Genomic DNA, 20905 nt, shown 5'->3' on the forward strand with positions numbered 1-20905 from the left:
ATCGCTGTGCTAAAATGCACCCTGCTCTGTTAATATATCTCTGATTATTCTGCCGTCAATTTCTCCCGGTTTTTTCTGTTCCTTTACAGCGATATCGGCCGCAATCCCGGCTGCTTCTCCTATGCAGTAACAGTTCGGCATGATTCTCAGGGAAGAATGAGCCTCATGTGTAGAAGAAATGCAGCGTCCTGCTATCAGCAGATTACTTAATTTTAATGGAACAAGACATCTATATGGTATTTCATACCATTCATTAACCGGCAGACGTTTTAAGACGGTCCCCGGCCCCAATGGATTATGTATATCAATCGGATACGCTGATCTGCAGATTCCGTCTGCAAATTTCCTGCATCCAAGCACATCATCTTGTGTTAAAACATATTCGCCTACGATTCTTCTGGATTCTCTGATTCCAATCTGTGTACCTGTCTGTGAAACATATGCATGCTCGAATCCTTTCACATGAGCCACTAAATATCGGGATACCAGCTCCACCTGCTTATGTGCTTCAATTTCTGCCTGTGTCAGGTTTTCTGCATTTGTTGCATCCAGTTCTGTTACACGCGTCATATTGATAATAACTTCACCGGGATGTGTTGTCATAAAAAACAGAACTCTTCCGCATGGAATTCCGGTTTCTTCCGGTAGCGGATATTCGACACTGCCGCGCTCTGTATAGAAATCAACATTTGCCATTTTGAACATAAGACTTGCCGGCTGACAATTTCCACTTTTATCGTCCCCAATTTCAACCATTGCCCCGCTTCTTGCGGCTAAATCCCCGTCTCCTGTTGCATCTATAAAGATCTGCGCCTGCAGTTTCATAACTCCGGATTTATTTGCCACTGTAATTTCTTTGATCTTTCCATTCTCAACTACAGAGCCGCATAAAAAAGAATGCAGCATTACTTCTGCTCCGCTGTCCAAAACCATTTCAAACAACAGCTCTTTGAGTTTTTCCGTATCAAAAGCCGTATTATCAATAAACTTTAATAACGCATTTTTTTCTTCGAGCTTTTGCAGTATTTCTTCATAGACGCCTTTATTTAAAACTTTTAACTCTTCTATGTTCGTATTTACATCAACCGGATATGTTTTTGCAGCATAATGAGACATAAAAGGGCTTACCAGTGCTGCTGTCCCCATACCGCCTAAAAAACCATATTGTTCAACCAGCAAAACCCTGCTTCCTCTTCGTGCCGCACTGACCGCCGCAGCGCATCCTGCAGGGCCGCCTCCCACGATAATAACATCATAATTTGTATTCATTGCCTTCTCCTCCCTTAACCTTTTAATCCAGATGTTGCAATTCCTTCAACGATCTGTTTCTGAAAGAAGAGAAATACCAGCACAACAGGAATAATAGATATAAATGTTGCTGCCATGACCAGGTTCCATTTCATACCAAATTCAGATTTAAATGTTTTAAGTGCAAGCTGCACAGTCATCATCTCTGAAGATTTTGTTAAGATCAACGGCCATACTAACTGATTCCAACTGTCCAAAAAGGCAAGAATTCCAAGTGTACTGATGATCGGTTTACTTAACGGTATTACCAGTGTAAAAAACACTCTGAACTCTGAACATCCCTCTAACCTTGCTGCTTCAACCAATGCATCCGGTATTGTAACCATAAACTGCCGCATCAAAAAGATACCATATGGATATGCCAGAAGCGGCAGAATTAATCCCAGATGCGTATCGATCAAACCAAGGTTCGTTGTAATACCAAACACAGGCACCATAGTAACCTGCATGGGAACCATCATGGTGGCTAACACAGCCATAAAAAATACGTTCTTTCCTTTAAACTGATATTTTGCCAGTGCAAAACCTGCAAACGCACAGATAAACAACATTCCCAAAGTGGAAAATACAGAGACAATGATAGAGTTCCCCATACTGTGTACAAAATTGCTTGAAGTCCAGGCATTTACATAATTATCGAATCGAAATACTTCCGGTAAAAATTTTATCGGTCTTGAAAACATTTCAACACTTTCTTTAAAAGAACACATGAAGCCCCATACAATGGGTAAAAAAGCAGCGATCACACAACATATCAGCGCTAAATGTATAAATATCTGTTTATTTCTTTTACCTACACTATGCATCAATCTTCTTCCCCCATTAAAATTCTCTTCTGCATTACGGTTAAAACAATCAGTATCAAGAAGAAGATGTACGCTGCAGCACTTGCATATCCCATTTTAAATCTGTCGAAGGCTGTATCATATATGAACTGTACCACTGTTCTCGTACTGTCTCCGGGACCGCCGCCTGTCATAATATAGGACAGATCGAAGATCTTAAATGAACCGATAATCAGCATGGTAACAACAAAGATAGTTACCGGTTTCAGGCACGGGATTGTTATATACCGGAATCTCTGCCATGTATTTGCTCCATCCATCTCTGCTGCCTCATATAATTCTGTCGAAATATTCTTGATTCCTGCTAAGAACAGAATCAGATTGGAACCCAGGCCCTGCCACGTACCTACGATCCAGAGTACCCACATTGCATGGTTAGATTCAATCATCCACTTCTGGGATAATCCGAAAAACGACAGAATCATATTAATAAATCCGCTGTCCACGGAAAACATCATCTGCCAGATAAGACCTACTACTACACCGGACAAAATGAAAGGGAAAAATAATGTGCTCCTGTAAAATGACTGAAAACGTTCAACACTGCTCAACAGCGCTGCAATCCCCAAGGCAAGTACCACTTTTACGGGTACTGCCAAAGTATACACTAAAGTATTGATAAGTGTTGTTTTAAAAAGTTTGTCATGTAACAAATCAAGATAATTTTCCAGACCAACAAACTCATGCGTTGCGATATTCCAGTCATAAAAGCTCATGATAAACGCATTTATCAAAGGAATAAATAAGTATATCGTAAATACAACAAATGCCGGTAAGATAAAAATATATGGCACAATCTGTTTAAATCGGATGTTATGTTTTTTCTTTTGTTGCATTTTAACTCTCCTATTTTTCTACTTATTTATCAAATACTTCCTTGTTGATATCTTTTTCCATTTCTGCACATGCCTCTTCCACGGACATATCGCCGATTACTGCTTTCTGTAAACCTGACTGTAAAATTGCTTTGTAAGATTTGTATTCCGGAAGAGAGAAGTCATCAACACAGAAAACAGGAATGTTGGCGATTTCTTCCATCATAACATGTGAAATTTCATTTAAAGTTCCGAAGTCTGCTGCCTGCTGTGAACTCTGTCTTGTCGGTAATGTTCCCATTTTTTCACAGATTGATGTCATGTTTTCTTCATTTAATAAGAAAGATGCAAATTCATAAGCAAGATCATTCTTTTCTGCGTTGTCTTTGAACATAACAACCTGCCATCCGCCCAATTTGTTTCCGCGAGACTGTTCAACAGGCATATAAGTCGCTGAGAAATCAATAGGGCTGCTGCTCTCTTTATTTGTAGCCTGTAATGTTCCGCCAGCTCCGCCAAAGTAGAACATAAATGGTACTTCTCCCTGTAAAAAGAGCATATCCGGTGATCCGTTCAGATAAATATCTAATGGTGCAAGGCCTTCATCAAACCATGATTTGAACCAGCTGATTGTTTCAATTGCTTCCGGAGAATTAATTCCTGCTGCGGTCTGGTCTTCATTCAAAACAGTAGCTTTATTGGAATACAGCAGCGGCATGAAAATAGATGCATCCGGATGGATGGATAATGCATATGCCGTTCCGTTTACTTCCTGAACTTTCTTTGCATTCTCAATTAATGTTTCCCAGTTCCATGCTTCCTCCTGATTCTGCGGCATAGTGATTCCTGCTTTTTCTACCATACCTTTATTGTAGAACAATGCAATATCATCTGTGTAGAATGGAAGGGAATAGATACTGTCCTCATATGTAGCGGTTGCCATCATACCCTCACCGTAGTCCGCTTTGTCCTCTTCACTCATTCTTTCATCTAAAGGCTCTAAGATTCCCATGGATGCCAGTCTCTTTACGTCTAACACAGGAACTGCCATTACATCAGGATACTCTTTCTGTGCAAATCTGATTTCTGTTGTCTGCTGATATTCTGTTGTATCTCCCACAATTGCGTTCAGTTCTACTTTTACACCCGGGTGTGAGTCTTCAAATGCTTTAATCACATCTCCGTAAAAAGATTCTGCTTCTGCATTATTCACTACGAACTCAAGAGTCTGTTCTTTCCCGGCTCCTTTATCATTTTTTACACTATCTTTTGATGCAGATGCACCTCCGCATGATGTTAGCGCTAACATCGTGGTCACAACAAGACCTGTACACACTGCTTTCATTACTTTGTTCTTCATTTTTCTTCCTCCTGAAATCTCTTTTTATATTTATTTTATCATCACCTTTCCTGCAGAAAAGGGTGTGACGTACCTATAAAACAAAATCTAATGATACATTTACCTTTTTACTTTCACAATTTTCTCCTTTTATAAGTGAAAATAAAAACTTAGCTGCCTCCTGTCCGGCATTAAAATTATTTGGCTCTATCTGAGGCACACTGAATTGTCTTTCTTTATCTATCAACGCTGAAAATCTTAAAGTACTGTTGACATCCATTTTCTCATTATCAAAAATGCATAAAAACAGATCATCCGGTATTGTAAGATTTCTTTCACACGCAAAATCCAAAACTTCCTGTACCCTTCTTCCGTCAGTCAAAATCATCACATGGATTCCACGGTCATACAATTTCTCGATCGCTTCCAGACCATTCTTATGCAGTCCGTCAAAATATACGATATTTTCCGGATTACATAAAAGACCGCTTTCATAAAAAGCACTCTGGTATCCCAAAAGCTTATCGAGATCCGGATCAAAATCTCTGGCAACTCCGACAAAACCGATTTCCTTATATCCACTGTCAATCAGATACTGCGTTGCACGCTGAAAAGCTTCTCTGTAGTCCAACACCAATGTATATGGATCCACATCTTCGATATTTCTTTTTCCGATTACCACATAAGGAAATCCTATCTTATCCAGATATTTTATATCCTTATAGTTCATGGTCACTCCCATGAAGATAACTCCATCTACCATCCCTGACTCAACAATACGGTTTGCATAATCCTCACCTTCAACATAAGAGAACAACATAATATTGTACTGAAACTTCGATGCGACTCTTTCTATACCGTTGATCATTTCGTAGAACATATTATGTCTGGTTCTGTATGAGTCATAGATAACAATACCAATAATATATTTTTTGTTGCTGGCAAGACCTCTTGCAAACGAATTCGGATAGTAATGACACTCCTCAATTGCTTTTAACACTTTCTCCCGTGTTTCTTTTGAGACTTTATCCGGAGTATTGATCACTCTGGACACTGTCATTGAGGAAACACCTGCTTTTTTTGCAACTTGATTTATATTACTTGGTTCTCTTTTCACCATAATTTCTTCCTCTGCGTTAGCGTTAACATTATAATAGATGAATTCTAACTCGCTGTCAACTTACTTTTCTTCTTCTTCCGTATTTTCGTGATTATAGTAAATTCAGCTTTGTTTATTTTATGCATTATTCACAACTGGCAAGATTTTTTTTGGAGGCGCAGCACACTGTTCTGCTGCTTTCTACACACAAAAAGGACATCTTTCCAAAATTTCTTCTAGAAAAATGTCCTTTATCTAAAATCTCTAATTCATTTTTTAGTACAGCTTCGCTCCAGCCGGAATTCTGTCATCAACCATCAAAAGATTCAGTCCTTCGTGTCCATCCACTTCATGTACTGCGGAGATCAACATACCGCAGGAATCAATGCCCATCATGGGTCTCGGAGGCAGATTTGTGATTGCGATACAGGTCTTTCCCACCAGTTCTTCCGGCTCATAATACTCGTGAATACCGCTTAAAATCACGCGGTCCACACCTGTTCCGTCATCCAGAACAAATTTCAGAAGTTTCTTACTCTTCTTCACTGCTTCACATTCTTTTACCTTTACTGCACGAAAATCCGACTTGGCAAAGGTATCAAAATCAACCATCTCTTCAAACAGCGGTTCGATCTTTACATTGGAGAAATCAATCTTTTCTGCCACTTTTTCCTCTGCCGCAACAGCCTTTTCCACTGCCTTTTCAGCCTTCACTTCGCCCTTCTTAGCGTCTAAAGACTTCATGGTCGGGAAAAGTTTTCCCACCAACTTACATGCCATCATATCGGTTCAAATCCCTTCATTTCCTTGCTTCCCCATTCTTCACAGTGCTTCGTATTACATCAGGGAAAAAAGAAAATTGTTGTCAAACTGTTGTCTTCGCAGAAAGTTTGTTGTCAGCTTCTCACGCTGAGAACCCTTCCTAAAAGATGTCCAATTTAGATAAGTTTTCAAAAGATTCCTGCTTCTTTTGATCAGTGGCTTCGGCATAGATATCCATCGTCGTTTCAATATTCCGATGGCCCATAATTGCCTGAATCACTTTTAAATTTGTTTCATGCTCACAGAGTCTTGTACAAAAGGTATGCCTCAAGTGATGACAGGAGAAATCTGGAAGAATAATCGGCTCTCGCCGCTCACGCTTAGCATTGATAACCTCTTCCGCATTGTACCCACTGATAATTCGCTTAATAGTACGATTCACAGCCTGCGGATTTAAAACTGAGCCAAAACGATTGACAAATACAAAACCCGTCATTCCATCAATCTCGGTCTCGTTGAATCCTGTTTCTTCCTGCTCCTCGTGCTCCATGTGAAAAGCATCACGTACAATATCAAGCATAGGGATCGTTCTGATACCTGCCTCCGTCTTCGGCTTTGATATCCGCAGAACAGACTTTCTCGATTCTCCAACCGGGTAATAAACCAGACTGTGATTAATACTCAGAATCCGATTATCAAAATCAAGATCATCCCATCGAAGTCCCAGTGCTTCTCCGATTCGGCAGCCAGTTCCAAGCAAAACCGTAAATAACGGCCACCAATGATAATACACTGGGTGATTGGAAATATAGTCCATAAATGCTCGTTGCTGCTCTCTCGTTAAAGCATGTCTCACGCCTCTTGTCTTATCTGTTTTCTTGCTGACTTCCTTCATGACTCCGTCTGACGGATTTTTCCGAATGATTTCATCTCGAACCGCCAATTGGAATGTCGGATGAAGCAGGGTATGAACTGAGTCCAGCGTCCCTAACGATAACTTTTCCTTTTTAAGCAAGTAGCAGTAAAACTGGAGTACGTCTGAATACTTAGTGCCTGCGATTTTCTTCTTACCGAAAGTATGTCTGACAAAGCGATTATACATGTAATCGTAATTGCTGCGTGTAGTCGCTCGCAAATCATACTTCGTAGATATATATCGATCATAGGTATCATTTATGGTGGCCTTACCTGCAACATACAGATCCAAACCATCCAATTGATCCTTCATCAGCTGCTTCTCTTTTTCTCGAAGCGTTGCCAAATCCTGTGCGTATATGGACTTACGCCTGCCCAACGGATCAGTATAGGTGTACATATACCGCTTGTCTGATGCCCTCTGTACTTCTCCTTTCCTGAGTGCTCTTCCCCGCTCATCTTTCCGTGTCTTTGCCATGTCTGTTACCTCCTTCAATAATGAAGAAGGGACTCACAGCACTTATTTTTGCTTGGACAAATACTCTTCCAAACCTCGCAGGGCAACCTCTGTCTTTGTCATCTTGTGTTCAGCAGCATACCTGATCAACTCATCATAGGTTTTGTCTGATAACCGAACTGTAATGGATTGACGCTTTGCGTTGTCCAGCTTCGGTCTACCCATTTTCGTCATACCGCTACCTCCACATGTATTTTATTATACTTATTGTAAGACAGAAAGTCAAGCCCTAAAGCGCATAAAGCCCCTTTATGTAAAAAAGCCATGAAGCATCACCCACTTCAAAATTCTCGGAATGACTCCAAAAACTTTTCAAAAATTTCGCAATTAACTAAAGCAATGCCATCAATCTTATAGACAGCTTTTGCTTCTTTTGCGAGTTCCTGAAACTTTGTCAGCCCAAGGCTGTACTTCTCTGCTCCTTCTTTGTAGCGCACAAACTTTTTTGCATACTGCTTCGTCTGCTCTACATCTTTCCTTTTGTAGCCCATAAGCAGCCTCCTTACTATAAAAAATAATTTATTTCAAAATAACCGCCTCCTTCTCCGTCTGTGGCTGCAGATCCATAGATATCTCATCTCCCCGCCTGCATTGTGGCCGGGCCGCGAATTACGGAAGTATCATTATCCCCGGCCGGATCATTGCGTTATACGGGTGCCGCCCGTATATCAGTGCTCATGGTTTTGCTCGCCACACAAACGGATAGCCGCTTCTCGGTTCGGGAACGTAGAGTTGGAGGCTATGAAGTTGTCAAGGTGCCATGGCATGGGGATGCCTTTACCTACAAAAAGCCTCATCATCTCTCAAATCTCGAACAGAATTTATAAAAATATGAAAACGGCCTCAGAAAAACCTGAGACCGTCTTCACCTAAATGACAAATTTTGAAATATTGAGTGCGATATGTATCAATAGATACTGTCTTAAATCTTCATCTATCCGGCCGTCAATTTTACTATGTTTATCAATTAACGGTGCATACAGCAAAAATAGTTGCTCCAGAGCCTCATGACTGCCGGAAACTGCCGCCTGAAGCATCTTTTCAAATTCTATGTGATTCAAAATTTATCACCATCCTTTGTCAATGCTATGCGCAGCTTCTTCAATGCCTGATAACGCTGGTCGTAAACATGCTGGGGAGAACAATTTAATAGCCGGGCAATTTCCTCCGGTTTTCGCTCCTCCACAAACAGCATTGTCAGTATCTCCTGTCGTTTTATTGGCAGTTTTGCAAACGCCTCTGCCAACCGTTCCTCTTCAAAATCAAAAGCAGATCCTGATATTTCACAATATGAGGTTTGTTTAAAAACAGATAAAGCGCTCTCTGGTAATTCCTCAATTGAAACTGTATCTACCTTGGGTTTCTCCCGTTCCAAATATTTGAGTCTGGCCCGGTAAACTGTAGTTTCCAGCCAAACTGTAAATCTGGCCCGCAGCTCGTCACGTTCAGACTTCTGCTGGTGGTTCATCTTTGTACCTCCTTACGGGGCACACCACCAGGGCAAAAGTTAAGGCACGCCGTGATGGCGTGCCTTAATTTTCTCGACTTGTTACCTTTTTGCAGCTGTCAATGGTTTAATCCAATGGGACCACCTCCTTGTTTTCAGATAACAAAAAACGACCATACTGCACTTTCGTGTAGCATAGCCGTTCTATAAAGCGTAAACTTTTTTCTGTTTGGTTATATGCGTATCATTCATCTGTTTGACTGAATTTTTCAATGGTATTCAAAAATTCAGCCAGACCTTCGCAAGCGTATACACGCTGCTTTACCGGATACTTCTCAATACGTTCCGCAATCTCTCGCAAATAGACCTTCTCAGGTTCCGAATAATACTCTCTGAGCAATTGATCTACTGTTACTGAAAGAGCATTTGCAATCCGTACAATCATATCCAGACTTGGAATCCCTCTCGCATTTTCTATTTGGCCGATATGGCTATTCCCGCAATCACAGATCTCCGCCAAATCTTCCTGGCGCAATCCGCGCATTTGTCGGTACTTCCGAATATTCTTGCCTAAAATAACATAGTCCATGGTTTTACATTCTCCTTACATTTCTATTTTATATAATCTGACAATGGAATTGAAGAACTTGATATTCCAATATACGCACTATAAGTGGAATATCAACTCATTTACATGGACTTTTTTAATTTTTAAGCGTTAAAAAGCCATCGTTGAACCTATTATATGCACTGTCGGTCTATGAAAACATATCCAGGTTGTCCAACATCTGTGCAATGTCTGCCTCCAGAGTATCTGTCTTACTCTCCTCTGAAAAAGCCATCTGGGGTTCGTCACGGCGAACCGCTGCAAGTCTTTCCTCAACAATGCGCCGTATGATTTCCTCAATTCCATCTCGATTATAGCCAGGTGTTAGCTTGACTTCTATTTTACAATGTGCATCCTGTAAATTCGGGTTAGAATCAAGATAATCATTCAAGGCTGCAACAACAACCGCACTTTTCCTGTTTCCCAGCCTTTCAAGCAACTCTCCAGCCCTTACCTGTTCCTCTGAATCTGCGCTAAATTGAAGCGAGAAGCGGTATTTTCCATCCTTTTTCATTATATTGTCCCTCCGTCCCTTATCCAAGTGGACGAAGAGAAAGCGTTTTCCTGCCCAACATTTCATATCCCAGAGCATTCGCATTCGGAGATTCCACAAAATCCGCCTTTGCTACCAGAGGCGAATTAATCAGGAAAGGCCTTAAAAGAATACTTCCCCCTCCGATAAAAACTGCCGGATTAGAACGCAAATCCACTTGCAATTCTCTAAGCTGGTTCAGAATATCCTGTGCATGTAACTTCGTCGCTTCACGAATTGTCTCCTTGACATCCTCCGGCAGAATGGTATTCTCGCACTGAAGCACTGCACTAATATGCTCATCTTCGATACGCATATCATGAAGCGCACCAACCTTTCGTATGATTTCATTGTTCATAGTAATAATACCAGTTTCCAGGCTCCGGCAAAACTGCAAATCTGGTTTTCCATTCTTCAAGAGCAGCACATCGGTGGTATAACCACCAATATCAACGATAAACATACGAACCGTATGAACCACCAGACTGCTCTGGGGAATAACAGCGGCATATGCCTGCGGGAACACCATAACACGGTCTATCTTAATGCTGTATGGCCTGTCACCATAAACAAATTTGATAATTCCGTCTCTTTTGAAATAATTGGCGAATCTGTCTTTTAAAGCGCCAAAATGCTCAGGTGGTAGTCCAACAGCCAGCTGAATCTGTTCGACCGGCGTATAATTGCCTCTGTTCTCCAGTTCTTTGGCGATTGCAAATAATGTCAAGATGAAATATCGGTCATCCTGGGTTTTATCCCTCATATAACTCAGACGGCGTCCGCTCAAGGTCCAATATTTTCCTCCATACTCCACAATCTCATCTGTCATGGGCGGCTTCACCGTGTGCTCAGAAAGCCCGGAAATAAAGGAATGGTTTGTGGTCTTTACAGCGTAGTTGCCGTGGTCGATTGCGATTAACATATGTATACCTCCTGCAAAAATTATTCTTATATTTATCATTACACGATTCGCCATGCGTATTTACAACTTTTATACGCATTCGATTGAAAAAACGCACGAAAAAGGGTGAAGCATTTTTGCTCCACCCCAGTTTTAATGCTTCTTTTGAAAACAATATTCCCAGATATAATCATCCAGTCCCTTATAGCGTGGATCCCACAGGTACGTACCGAACTGAAATCCCATATTGCCAAGAAGACTGAGAAGATTGTTGTAACCGTTTTGTACATGGTAATTGGTCGCAAAATCCATATCAAAAGCAGTCTTAATCTCTGCAACCCCTTCTGCACGTAAATCGCTAAGGGTTGTTTCAAGCTGTGTCAGAGAATTAACACCAGGAACCGCCAGCACTGTCAGACCAGTCAGTGCATGAATCACGTCAGCTTTCATAGGACCTTCTGTCAGCACCAGCATAGGCCTAACCGGGCCTGCAAGATGTGTCCATCCTTCTGCAGGGCAACCATCCGGCCGCTCTGTACTGGATACCCATCGAAATTTTCTCTTTTTCACCTTATCTCTGCGTATCTGAAGCCCCTGAATTCTTCCTTTCCGATCTCTCATTGGAATTAAGATACCGCGTTCTTCATGAATGAAAGTCCATGTACCGCTTTCATTCCTGTAAAAACCAGGAACCCCAGCTAAGTACATCCCTTCGGACTGAAGTTTGCCGGCAATCGCTGTCATACCGACCACAGGTGTTGTCCTGTATCCAAGCCGAATAATGTCATCCTCCATCAACCCTCTGCCAAGCAGGTTCTCTTTATGGTCTGCCGCCAGCGTCAGCTTATCGAGCAGCGCACTGTATGTGGCATGTCGGGTATCAACATCCGTTATTGGGCATTCAGGCTTTGCCTGCGGCTGTATCCTCTTTTGGGGTTTAGGCCGGTTATCAGGCATTCCCAGTTTCTCCACCAGAGCTTTTCGCACTTTGTCACGCGGAACCCCGGTATATAATGAGTACAGATCAAATATACCACCAGATATTCCGCACCGCGGGCAGCGATACACTTCTTTTTTCAAATTGATGTTCAAATGCTTTTTCCGTGGGTTTTCGTCACAGCAGGGACACTGCACATAATAGGAGCTTCTTCCAGACGGCGGCATCGGGATTCCCAGCAGCGAAACAACGTCGCTCATATGAAATATTTCCATGCTGCCTCCTTTCCTTTTTCAAACTTGCGGGGAACAGCACGCTGTCCCCCGCCTCTTCTCATTGCTGTTTTCCCTATAACCCACAGTTTTCCTTAAACGACGCAACCCCTGAAGGATCGTATTCCGCCAGCTTTTCCAGATCGAAGGCCACCGCCGCATATCTGCCATATCCGGATTTCACGGTGTAAGGCAGCACTTTTCCCAGTTTGTTCTCCCTGATAAACCTTAACAGATCTTTACTGATATCTCCGTTAATGAATGCTTCGTTATCCTCCAGATCATATGCCGGTAGATTGATCGTCATGTCTGCAAAGGGTTCCGGACCATCTTCTCCATAATTAATCATACCGATGTGCAACCGCCCGTCATAAGCATATTGGTTGACATGCAGTGAGACCATTTCATCTCCAAGCTCCCATTTGAAACGAAGTTTTTTCGTTCTTTTACACATTTTTTTGTCCTCCTTTTCGTCTTGTTCACGGCCAGAGGATGACTGCATGAATCCCCTGGTCTTTAGCACCTGTTATGCAATTGTCTGTTGAATAGAAAATTCACAAATCAGTTTCGCAGCAGCTTTAATTTCCTCGCCGCCAGTGAATTTTGTTGCCACCCATTTAATTGCACCGGGATCCAGCGATAATACCTCTCCAAGTGTTTTTCCGCTGAATTTTGAGATTGGGCAAGGCACATTCATTGCCTGTGCCAGCTTTTCTTCTGGAGTCAGTTCCTTTTGTACCGGTTCAATTACGGTATATTCCTCTTGTGCCGGTTCCGATTTTGGTTCTGTCATCTCTTGTTTCTCTGCTGATACTGTTTGAGCCTGATCGGCGGAGATTCCCAGTTCATCCACAGCAGAAGACTCAAAATCTTCACCTGCCATGGAAAACTGAAGTCCAAAGCCTGCATTTCGTAGAGCAATTCCAACAGCAGCCGTCTGTGCCCATTCCCGTGGTGAAACTGAAGGTTTCTCCTCACAATATCCTCTGGATGCCGTCGCTTCTGCCAGATAACAGTCCGCCGCATCCTTATAGTTTGGATACACGCGGGCTGTTGCCACAAAGCAATCCTTTGCAGGATTCACCTGTACAGCAATGCGTCCTTCTGGATATTTCAGACGGAACCACGCCATCTGTATCATGACCGGAAGGCGCTTACGCACCTCTCCGGTTCCCAAGTCCGTATAATCCACAGCAAATGGTGTGGGATCAAATCCATCCACCTGATGAATTGTTTCGATCTTAGCGAGCATTGCCGCCTTCTCATTCGAGTTATTCTGACTCATAATTGTAGCCTCCTTATAAATTGATATATGTGTTCCGATACTGCATCCAAACTGGCAGAATTGTATGGATATATTGACTGATACTTATTTTGTACTGCTCCTGCGTCCCTGCCTTAAAGCTGGAAAACCGCTTTCTGCCGTCCTGTACAACATGCTCAAAAGAGCTCAGTGCTGTTTCACGTCGTTTCTGGCCTTCTGCATCGGCTTTTAATCCAAATCGTCTTTCATTTAAGGTGAAGCGCACATACGCATCTACCATCTGAAAGTGATAGCCCATGACCTTTGTATCCAGTGTAATTGGCGCAGACTTGCAAAAAGATTGAAATGTCTCCAAGACGCAAATGCGATAATTGAGTTCCTGCATAATCAGCAAGTCCTCCGGGGGAAGGCTGTTCTCAGCAATCTGGGATCTGATGGTATTTTGTTTCTCAAGATATTGATCTAATATTGTAGCCATAGCTGCTCCTTTCTTCAAGCAAGCGCCTGCAGCCGCTTAGCAAGGCAGGTGCCGCGTTTTTCTGTGTCAGTTCTTTTAATGGAAATACAAAGCGCCCTTTTTTCCCCGACAATGGTTACACGCTCTTTTCCTCGTGTAATTGCCGTATAGATAAGAGGCCTCGTCAGCATGATGGAATGGGCGCATTGCAGATTGATGATGACGGACTGGTACTCCGCTCCCTGTGATTTATGGATAGTAGAGGCATAACCTAAATCCAACATATCCAATTCACTGGAATCGTACTCTTTCATGCGCCCGTCACCAAAGTCCACATGAACCGTAGTGTCATCGCCAATGCGAATAATTTTTCTGACATACCCGATATCACCGTTATTGACATCATCATGGTTTTTGATCTGCATGACCTTGTCCCCACACCGAAATTTCCGGTTTCCGAAAACAACTTCCGGTTTCTGCGTATCCGGAGGGTTCACCTTCTCACGCAAACACTCATTCAGTGCATTGACTCCGGTTTCCGTCTTCTGCCGGTATGGCGTAAGCAGCGCCACATTATCGACCCCGTATTCTTTCGTTTCCTGCAGATAAAGATCGACAATGAGTTCAGCAGAATCAGAAAGCCTGGGAGAATTGATAAACTGAAAGTCATTCCCATACTCCAGGCCCACATTCCCATGGCGGATCAGCTTCGCATTTGTCGCAATGCGGCTTCCCGCATTCTGGCGAAATACCTTGTCCAACCGTACAACTGGGATACATCCGCTGGCAATCATCTCACTGAGCACTGCGCCAGGTCCCACTGAAGGCAGCTGATCTGCATCGCCAATCAGCACCATCTGGGCGCCATATTTCACTGCATCAAACAGATATTCAGCCAGATAAACATCCAGCATGGAAATCTCATCTACCACAATCAGATCTGCAGTAAGCGCTTCGGGTCCATCATAGTCTCCGTCCTCATCCGCCATCAGCCCAAGGGCTTTATGAACAGTTGAAGCCGAAACACCAGTTGCCTGCTCCATCCTCCTTGCTGCCCTACCCGTAGGGGCACAACAGCAGATTTCACTTTTGGGATTGTTTTTTTGATAAATATCTAAAATGGCACGTTGTATCAAAGTCTTTCCTGTTCCAGGTCCACCAGTGATAATGGAAAGCCCCTGCGTCAGAGCCATCTTTACCGCTTCGCGCTGCTCCAGTGCAAACTTCATTTTCAGCTTCTGCTCCTCTGCATCTATGGCAGCATCCAAATCCCCATAGCTGTGCATCTTCCGGTACTTCATTTGCTGATGAATGGCGGAGGCAAGCTGTTCTTCCACATGTGCGGTCTTTGCCCTATACACATTGCCCTGGTACGACACCAACTGTCCGCCGAAAACCAGCCTGGCGGCACGGTTCGCCACCATTTCTGCTGTTAACGCAGGCGTATCCAGAATTTTTAGGCAGGCTTTCACAAACTCATGTTTCTCCATGCAGAGATGACCTTTGGCTTCCGCATCCTCCAGCGTATACAAGAGTCCTTCATCCACACGCTCTGTCGATAGCCGGTCAAACCCCATGCTCATAGCGATATGGTCTGCCGTCTTGAAACCAATCCCGGCCATGTCGCAGAGCTGATAGGGATGATTTTTTACAATATCCATCGTCTTTTCCCCATACTCCTTATACAGGCGTACCGCTCGGTTCGGCGTAATGCCATGTGGTGACAGAAACGCCACCACATCCCGGGCGCCACGATTGACCAGATAGGAATCATAGATTTTTTTCAGTTTTATCTCACTGATACCCGGTATGGCAAGGAGCCTTTCCGGTTCTTTATCCAGTATCTCCAGTGACTGCTGACCAAAAGCTGCGTAAATTTTCTCCGCTATTTTTGGACCAATCCCTTTAATCTGCCCGGAAGAAAGATAGGCAATAATGCCTTCCTTCGTCGGTATTATCACTTCGTTATAACTCTCCACTTCAAACTGGATGCCAAATTTGGGATTTTTACTCCAATGCCCAAACATGTCGTAGCGCAGGTTGCTCGATATAGGTAAGCAATATCCCACTGCCTTCACCTGTGTAACCGTGTTCCCTGTGCTATCTTTGATCTTTTCGCATGGGTTGTAGAGCGCAATCATATAACTGCTGGCATCAACAGCCGTAATACTTTGTGGATATATGAGCCTATCAAATTCACATAGCAAAATTTTTACTCCTTTCTCTGAGTCGTGTTATAGATACAAAAAACTCCCGAATCGTATCCAAAGATACAACGGGAGTTTTTTGTGAAGCTGCAGCCAGTTGTCCTTTCATCGGAACATCGCCGCATTTTCAAGATATGACAAAGGAGCAGAGATACCCATCAAGAAATTCTCCCTGTCCAGGCGAACTTTCCGCTTATCGCAGCCACGCTTTGTCAGTTCCTTTTGTACTTGCAGGTATACACCCTCATCAAAAGCAATCATCGGCATCTTCAGGCAGATTGCATGGGCAATTTCCCCACGCATCCCACTGCTGATCCGGTTACCGCATATCAGCAGGATATCGCTGCCTTTCAGCAGTTCCAGACCGAACTGAAGGGCAAGCGCTCTATCAGATGGAATATTGTCGCAAAGGATCATCGGGAGGTACGCATGTGGCGCACTTGCGTTCATGCTCATCTTTTTCATGGCATAGAACATATACGCCCTTGTCGCCTGCATGTTCTGTGCAATCCCTTCATTCGTGTCTGCACTGAGCGGCGAGCAGATATACGCCCTCTTTTTGCACCTGTCATATGGCAGGAACTGATAAACCAACTCCTGCTCCCAACCTTCATGATAAATATTTTCCATTATGGTCTCCTTTCTAAATTGGCTGGACCGACACCTTTACCTTGCGGCTTTCCGATGCTTTTAGAACATCAGTATAAATTGCCGGGTATTTTTCCTTCAAGGCTTTGGAATCGGGCCTGCGGGTTGTTTTTGTCACGAAATCAATCAAAAGCTTATCGCTGGTCGTTTCCAAGACGCCATGCTCATGCTCCTTCATGACTTCGGCAATTCGCACACTATGTGCTTCAATCTCCTTTTCATATGTTTTGATTTCTCTGTTGCATTCAGAGATCTTCCCTTGAAGCATTGCGATTCTGCGCAAGGGCGATTCATACTTGCGGGAAAACTCTATTGTTGGAAGTCCCGCCTGACTTGCACCATAAATCCTTGCCAGTGACTCCAAAGCAAGCTTTGGTGCAACATCCGCCATTGTCGGGGGTTTATCATTCTCAAGGCTCCAGATCCATTCGTCCAGGCGTTCAAAAATCATATCCTCCTTCGCCTTATCACGAATAATCTCAGGCATTGCCAGATCATTGTCCGGATTATTTCCCCAAACGGCAGAAAAAGCGCCAATGTTCACATCCGCTACCGCAAGATAAAACCTCAGCTGCATTTCATAGTAGAGCGGAATCGCTCCATCTGCCCACTCATCCGCTTTGTGATAAGTACAGCTTTTACACTCCAAAATTCCCGGTTCGTTATCGGACGCCCGTGTAAAGCGCCGGTCGAAATTGGCAAGAGCATAAGAATGATCTGCGTGCTGATATAGATTCGTGTCTTCCATAACGGTGTTGCCTGTCTTTGCACCATACCAATAGGCAGCAATCGGCTCCAAAAGATGACCCATCTGCAATTGATTGGCATTGGCTTTTTTTGCAGGCTTCATTTGCCCTTTTTTGATTTTCCACAGCTCCAGCGGAGTCGTCCATGGTGATACACCAAAAATAGCTGCAACATCGCTACCGCCCACTGTATAGGGAATATCCCCTTTGGGGCCGTGCATACGGCATTCCAGCCATCTGTCATTCGTCATACCTGCGGTATCACAAAGAATAATTGGTTTTGCCATCAGTAACTCACCGCCTTTGCAAGGTCATAATCACTCCACCTGAATGAAAGCGCACGAGCCATATTTTCTTCTATGACCAACATCTTACTTTCCGGCGTATTCTCAGTCCTCAAAATAAACGGGATCTCCTGCATGGCAAGAAATACGTCATGGGCTGTCGCCGGACCGCCTCCGTATGCCATCTCGTACATGGCGATAGCTTCGACTGCAGCCTTTTTGGGCAGACTCAGTTTTTTACATACCCTGGTCATTGCGTTTACCGGATAATCCAAATGGATCTCCAGCAGTTTCTGCAGTTTGGCAATGCTATCCCCAAATTGGGCAAACAGCTGATCCAACGCCGTATCAAAGTCGGAAACCTTGGACTGATGCCTGTGGTCAACTGCGATGCAGCCCCCGATATGGATAGAACATTTTCCACTCATCAGGAGAGCCGAAACCTTTGCCGAAGCCACTCCGGTATCCGAACTCATAAAACGGACTCCCGGCATCAGTTTGGAAGACATCGTCCCCTTCCCCAGTGAGGACAAAAGTTTCGCATATGTTCCAATCAAATCTTCTTTCTGATTCGGCATTGTCCATGACGCGCTTACCATCGCATGGTCACAGTATCCAGACTCAAATACATTTCCGTTGAATTGTGCATCCAACTTTCCCTTCAATGTAGCGAGAAGTTCATCTACTGGCAGCACCGAATAATCAACTGCATCGCCAGAATGAACTGCTGCTACCTTCTCATCACGAATCAGCAAAAGTGCATCTGCTGAATAAAGGCGCAGGCAGGCATTTAATACCTCCGCCAGCACTTCACGGCTCAGTTTTGGAAGCGCCGTGCCACCAATTTTTGCCCTGTCCAAAAGACTTTTGTAGGCTGTCATGCGCATAGGGAAGAGTTCTCCGTTAACACGCATTGCCAGACCGAGATTGTCCGCTGTGTCATCCACAGCGTCCTGTGTGGTTCCTGCCGCAAAAGCCGACAGATCAACACTCAGAGCAGAGCCTTTGCCCAACGGCTGAATCTCAAGGTCGCTGACCTTACTTTTGATCCAACGGCTGTTCATAGACTGTTCCTGGTGATAATCAAGCATTTTACGATAGGAACTGAATGTGGTGTAAAAACCATCCTGACATTGTTTTTGCATATTTCATGCTCCTTTCTTTTCTGACGGGATTGCCGCCTTGATATATAACAAAAGCCAGCAATCTCGAAAGACTGCTGGCTTATGCCCAAGATAAATTGGCCGGAAAACAAAAAAAGTGCCATCTGCATAATTGCAAATGACACTTTGATAAACTCTGTTAAACTGTGTTCGACCGTAGCCAAACTTGATACTGATATGGATATTATAACAGATTTGTTCGCCATAGTCAATCCACTGGGAAAAGAGCACATATGCTGTTTTTCAGAATGCCAGCAAGTTCGCTACTTCATCCACTGTGTCAAGGACTTGATGAAATTCAAGCTCCCCAATATACTTATTTTCGACAATATACTTATCCCACAAAAGATACATCTGCGGCTCTTCACGTATATCCTTGATAATCGCTTTCCAATCGCGGATATCCTCCACGGACTCTCTCTTTTGAGCGGTATGTATGACTGCCATGCGTAAAATGTCCACATTGATTTCTTCTTTTCGACTCCGGAAAAGAGTATGTAAATCATAAAAGTCTCTTGCCCGGGTTGTTCCGATATTTCTACGGATAATCGTTTCATATTTTTCAGCAAGAACCGTTTCCAAAGTATATGCCATTATAGAAACTGTTTTTTCATCGAAAATCAACGGGAAATCATATTGTATCGCCGCCGGTGTTATAATGTCTCCGGTTGTGACATCAATTTTCATAGGACTGTCAATTTTTCCGTATTTTGCCCGCAAATGTACACGAAAATTATTATAGGCATCCTCCTCTCGAATCGGTTCGATTTTTTCATATTCAAATGAAATGCCGTCGTTGACATCCGTTGAAATAATTTGCTTTACAGCTGCAACGATTTCATCTTCTTCCATCTGAATACCACGCACCGTTGTGTCCATATCCATTGTAGTGCGTTCACCAATACCGATCATTGATGATATCAAAAGCCCGCCCTTCAAAATAAAATTGTTCCGAAAGGATGAGACTGCCAAACGCTCGATGATTCTTTCAAATAAAAACATCTGCAGTACCTCCTGTGCACGAAGATTTTTCTTCGCTGCCATGCTGCGAATGGCTCCTTTTAGTTGCTCCGGTGTCTTCATTATAAAACCTCCATATATGTTCTAATCCTATCTTCAATTCCAAATATCTTGCCATATTTCAGCAGTTTTCTGTTATTCGGATTTGTCTTGAAATAGTCCTTAATTGCCTGCGTAAAAAGCTGCAGCTCAATTTGATCCTTATCCCGAATCACATCACAAATACAGCGCTCTCGGTCATAAAGCTTTACCATCCCGCCTTGAGGGGATTTTGTTTCTGTTATTCCAAGATCGTAAACTTCTGTCTGCACATAATGACAACGCAAATTCGGATTATCGCGCCTTAATCTACTGATGTTCGTTCCGCGAGGCAGTGTTATATCCAAGATGTTCGGCGTCCTGTCCGACATCCCCCAAAAGAACAGTGCGGTGCCATATGAATATATTATCTTTGCGCTTTGCGCCTGAAGAAGCGCAAACTCGTCAGTAAATTCATCGGTCAAAGTATATAGCCCTTTCCGCACTGGATCTAATTTTCCCATATCAACATACTTCTTCAGCATCGGTCTGCTGATTCCAGCCGCTTCAATATCCGAAGTCTTAACAAACCCATTGCTATTTTCGGCAATCGTTTGAATTTTAGCCCAAATCGTATCCGTGTCAATACACCTCCTTGACTTCTATTTACATTCGTGCTTCATATTATACACAGTTGAAGTGCAAATGTAAATAGAAGTCTTGGAAATTAGTATGTCCTAAATGAAAACAATTATACAAAAAGGGATGCCGCCGAAACGACATCCCTAAGAAAAAATCAGAA

The 20905-nt window shown here is 43.2% G+C and carries 23 protein-coding genes and 1 pseudogene; all 24 read right to left on the reverse strand.

Annotation, left to right across the window (positions count from 1 at the left end):
- Positions 1-9: 9 nt before the first annotated feature.
- The 24 genes and pseudogenes from LC508_RS17295 to LC508_RS17410 all read right to left on the reverse strand — a co-directional run bounded on the left by LC508_RS17295 (position 10) and on the right by LC508_RS17410 (position 20750).
- Positions 10-1269: an FAD-dependent oxidoreductase gene (locus tag LC508_RS17295; protein ID WP_103732450.1), complete on the reverse strand. Its 1260-nt coding sequence runs from the start codon at positions 1267-1269 to the stop codon at positions 10-12.
- A 14-nt stretch (positions 1270-1283) separates the two neighbouring features.
- Positions 1284-1991, reverse strand: a complete 708-nt coding sequence (locus LC508_RS17300; protein WP_158587319.1) for a carbohydrate ABC transporter permease — start codon at positions 1989-1991, stop codon at positions 1284-1286.
- Positions 1992-2113: 122 nt separating this feature from the next.
- Positions 2114-2989 (reverse strand): carbohydrate ABC transporter permease, encoded by an 876-nt coding sequence (locus tag LC508_RS17305; RefSeq protein ID WP_033140036.1) that lies wholly within the window; start codon positions 2987-2989, stop codon positions 2114-2116.
- 22 nt (positions 2990-3011) lie between these two features.
- A complete protein-coding gene (locus LC508_RS17310) occupies positions 3012-4328 on the reverse strand; it encodes an ABC transporter substrate-binding protein (protein ID WP_103732451.1) in 1317 nt (438 codons plus the stop codon).
- 73 nt (positions 4329-4401) lie between these two features.
- Positions 4402-5427 carry a LacI family DNA-binding transcriptional regulator gene (locus tag LC508_RS17315; protein WP_033140038.1) on the reverse strand — a complete coding sequence of 342 codons (1026 nt, stop codon included), beginning with the start codon at positions 5425-5427 and terminating at the stop codon, positions 4402-4404.
- A gap of 255 nt (positions 5428-5682) precedes the next feature.
- Positions 5683-6162, reverse strand: a pseudogene (locus LC508_RS17320) (lysine--tRNA ligase); the annotation flags it as partial.
- Positions 6163-6328: 166 nt separating this feature from the next.
- Complete coding sequence (locus tag LC508_RS17325; RefSeq protein ID WP_054351760.1) at positions 6329-7561, reverse strand: site-specific integrase; 1233 nt, start codon at positions 7559-7561, stop codon at positions 6329-6331.
- A gap of 42 nt (positions 7562-7603) precedes the next feature.
- The gene (locus LC508_RS17330; protein WP_023043063.1) at positions 7604-7774 is read right to left on the reverse strand and encodes a hypothetical protein; all 171 of its coding nucleotides are present in this window, start codon (positions 7772-7774) and stop codon (positions 7604-7606) included.
- Positions 7775-7881: 107 nt separating this feature from the next.
- On the reverse strand, positions 7882-8091 hold the full coding sequence (locus LC508_RS17335; protein WP_016295841.1) for a DUF6462 family protein: 210 nt from the start codon (positions 8089-8091) through the stop codon (positions 7882-7884).
- A gap of 378 nt (positions 8092-8469) precedes the next feature.
- Entirely contained in the window at positions 8470-8661 is a 192-nt protein-coding gene (locus tag LC508_RS17340) for a helix-turn-helix domain-containing protein (RefSeq protein WP_033140040.1), read from the reverse strand.
- Positions 8658-9068 (reverse strand): sigma-70 family RNA polymerase sigma factor, encoded by a 411-nt coding sequence (locus LC508_RS17345; RefSeq protein WP_054351759.1) that lies wholly within the window; start codon positions 9066-9068, stop codon positions 8658-8660. The genes LC508_RS17340 and LC508_RS17345 overlap by 4 nt, the downstream gene beginning before the upstream one ends.
- A 223-nt stretch (positions 9069-9291) precedes the next feature.
- Positions 9292-9636 carry a helix-turn-helix domain-containing protein gene (locus LC508_RS17350; protein WP_023043065.1) on the reverse strand — a complete coding sequence of 115 codons (345 nt, stop codon included), beginning with the start codon at positions 9634-9636 and terminating at the stop codon, positions 9292-9294.
- A gap of 169 nt (positions 9637-9805) precedes the next feature.
- Positions 9806-10168, reverse strand: a complete 363-nt coding sequence (locus LC508_RS17355) for a hypothetical protein (protein WP_016295837.1) — start codon at positions 10166-10168, stop codon at positions 9806-9808.
- A gap of 19 nt (positions 10169-10187) precedes the next feature.
- Positions 10188-11108 (reverse strand): ParM/StbA family protein, encoded by a 921-nt coding sequence (locus LC508_RS17360; RefSeq protein ID WP_023043066.1) that lies wholly within the window; start codon positions 11106-11108, stop codon positions 10188-10190.
- Between the two features lie 132 nt (positions 11109-11240).
- Positions 11241-12299: a DUF3854 domain-containing protein gene (locus LC508_RS17365; RefSeq protein ID WP_023043067.1), complete on the reverse strand. Its 1059-nt coding sequence runs from the start codon at positions 12297-12299 to the stop codon at positions 11241-11243.
- Positions 12300-12372: 73 nt separating this feature from the next.
- Positions 12373-12750, reverse strand: a complete 378-nt coding sequence (locus LC508_RS17370; RefSeq protein WP_023043068.1) for a DUF4313 domain-containing protein — start codon at positions 12748-12750, stop codon at positions 12373-12375.
- 72 nt (positions 12751-12822) lie between these two features.
- Positions 12823-13581, reverse strand: a complete 759-nt coding sequence (locus LC508_RS17375; RefSeq protein WP_023043069.1) for a hypothetical protein — start codon at positions 13579-13581, stop codon at positions 12823-12825.
- A 13-nt stretch (positions 13582-13594) separates the two neighbouring features.
- Positions 13595-14056 (reverse strand): hypothetical protein, encoded by a 462-nt coding sequence (locus LC508_RS17380; RefSeq protein ID WP_028529332.1) that lies wholly within the window; start codon positions 14054-14056, stop codon positions 13595-13597.
- On the reverse strand, positions 14053-16224 hold the full coding sequence (gene recD2, locus LC508_RS17385; RefSeq protein ID WP_023043071.1) for an SF1B family DNA helicase RecD2: 2172 nt from the start codon (positions 16222-16224) through the stop codon (positions 14053-14055). The genes LC508_RS17380 and recD2 overlap by 4 nt, the downstream gene beginning before the upstream one ends.
- A gap of 105 nt (positions 16225-16329) precedes the next feature.
- Positions 16330-16854: a DUF7768 domain-containing protein gene (locus LC508_RS17390; protein ID WP_054351752.1), complete on the reverse strand. Its 525-nt coding sequence runs from the start codon at positions 16852-16854 to the stop codon at positions 16330-16332.
- 13 nt (positions 16855-16867) lie between these two features.
- Positions 16868-17905 carry a YqaJ viral recombinase family nuclease gene (locus LC508_RS17395; RefSeq protein WP_103731138.1) on the reverse strand — a complete coding sequence of 346 codons (1038 nt, stop codon included), beginning with the start codon at positions 17903-17905 and terminating at the stop codon, positions 16868-16870.
- Positions 17905-19047, reverse strand: a complete 1143-nt coding sequence (locus LC508_RS17400; protein WP_103731137.1) for a hypothetical protein — start codon at positions 19045-19047, stop codon at positions 17905-17907. The genes LC508_RS17395 and LC508_RS17400 overlap by 1 nt, the downstream gene beginning before the upstream one ends.
- A gap of 261 nt (positions 19048-19308) precedes the next feature.
- On the reverse strand, positions 19309-20148 hold the full coding sequence (locus LC508_RS17405) for a nucleotidyl transferase AbiEii/AbiGii toxin family protein (protein WP_054351747.1): 840 nt from the start codon (positions 20146-20148) through the stop codon (positions 19309-19311).
- A complete protein-coding gene (locus tag LC508_RS17410) occupies positions 20148-20750 on the reverse strand; it encodes a type IV toxin-antitoxin system AbiEi family antitoxin domain-containing protein (protein WP_028529331.1) in 603 nt (200 codons plus the stop codon). Before LC508_RS17410 ends, LC508_RS17405 begins: the two co-directional genes overlap by 1 nt.
- Between the last annotated feature and the right edge of the window lie 155 nt (positions 20751-20905).

The organism is Blautia parvula, assembly GCF_020215665.1.
Lineage (GTDB): Bacteria > Bacillota > Clostridia > Lachnospirales > Lachnospiraceae > Blautia > Blautia celeris.

What these genes read in the sequence shown, in the direction of transcription:
- LC508_RS17350 (WP_023043065.1), bottom strand. Translation starts at nt 9,636, where the DNA reads ATGGACTATGTTATTTTAGGCAAGAATATTCGGAAGTACCGACAAATG.
- LC508_RS17305 (WP_033140036.1), bottom strand. Translation starts at nt 2,989, where the DNA reads ATGCAACAAAAGAAAAAACATAACATCCGATTTAAACAGATTGTGCCA.
- LC508_RS17395 (WP_103731138.1), bottom strand. Translation starts at nt 17,905, where the DNA reads ATGGCAAAACCAATTATTCTTTGTGATACCGCAGGTATGACGAATGAC.
- LC508_RS17370 (WP_023043068.1), bottom strand. Translation starts at nt 12,750, where the DNA reads ATGTGTAAAAGAACGAAAAAACTTCGTTTCAAATGGGAGCTTGGAGAT.
- LC508_RS17405 (WP_054351747.1), bottom strand. Translation starts at nt 20,148, where the DNA reads ATGAAGACACCGGAGCAACTAAAAGGAGCCATTCGCAGCATGGCAGCG.
- LC508_RS17400 (WP_103731137.1), bottom strand. Translation starts at nt 19,047, where the DNA reads ATGCAAAAACAATGTCAGGATGGTTTTTACACCACATTCAGTTCCTAT.
- LC508_RS17375 (WP_023043069.1), bottom strand. Translation starts at nt 13,581, where the DNA reads ATGAGTCAGAATAACTCGAATGAGAAGGCGGCAATGCTCGCTAAGATC.
- LC508_RS17310 (WP_103732451.1), bottom strand. Translation starts at nt 4,328, where the DNA reads ATGAAGAACAAAGTAATGAAAGCAGTGTGTACAGGTCTTGTTGTGACC.
- LC508_RS17330 (WP_023043063.1), bottom strand. Translation starts at nt 7,774, where the DNA reads ATGACGAAAATGGGTAGACCGAAGCTGGACAACGCAAAGCGTCAATCC.
- LC508_RS17300 (WP_158587319.1), bottom strand. Translation starts at nt 1,991, where the DNA reads ATGTTTTCAAGACCGATAAAATTTTTACCGGAAGTATTTCGATTCGAT.
- LC508_RS17345 (WP_054351759.1), bottom strand. Translation starts at nt 9,068, where the DNA reads ATGAACCACCAGCAGAAGTCTGAACGTGACGAGCTGCGGGCCAGATTT.
- LC508_RS17315 (WP_033140038.1), bottom strand. Translation starts at nt 5,427, where the DNA reads ATGGTGAAAAGAGAACCAAGTAATATAAATCAAGTTGCAAAAAAAGCA.
- LC508_RS17335 (WP_016295841.1), bottom strand. Translation starts at nt 8,091, where the DNA reads ATGGGCTACAAAAGGAAAGATGTAGAGCAGACGAAGCAGTATGCAAAA.
- LC508_RS17325 (WP_054351760.1), bottom strand. Translation starts at nt 7,561, where the DNA reads ATGGCAAAGACACGGAAAGATGAGCGGGGAAGAGCACTCAGGAAAGGA.
- LC508_RS17390 (WP_054351752.1), bottom strand. Translation starts at nt 16,854, where the DNA reads ATGGAAAATATTTATCATGAAGGTTGGGAGCAGGAGTTGGTTTATCAG.
- LC508_RS17295 (WP_103732450.1), bottom strand. Translation starts at nt 1,269, where the DNA reads ATGAATACAAATTATGATGTTATTATCGTGGGAGGCGGCCCTGCAGGA.
- LC508_RS17360 (WP_023043066.1), bottom strand. Translation starts at nt 11,108, where the DNA reads ATGTTAATCGCAATCGACCACGGCAACTACGCTGTAAAGACCACAAAC.
- LC508_RS17365 (WP_023043067.1), bottom strand. Translation starts at nt 12,299, where the DNA reads ATGGAAATATTTCATATGAGCGACGTTGTTTCGCTGCTGGGAATCCCG.
- LC508_RS17355 (WP_016295837.1), bottom strand. Translation starts at nt 10,168, where the DNA reads ATGAAAAAGGATGGAAAATACCGCTTCTCGCTTCAATTTAGCGCAGAT.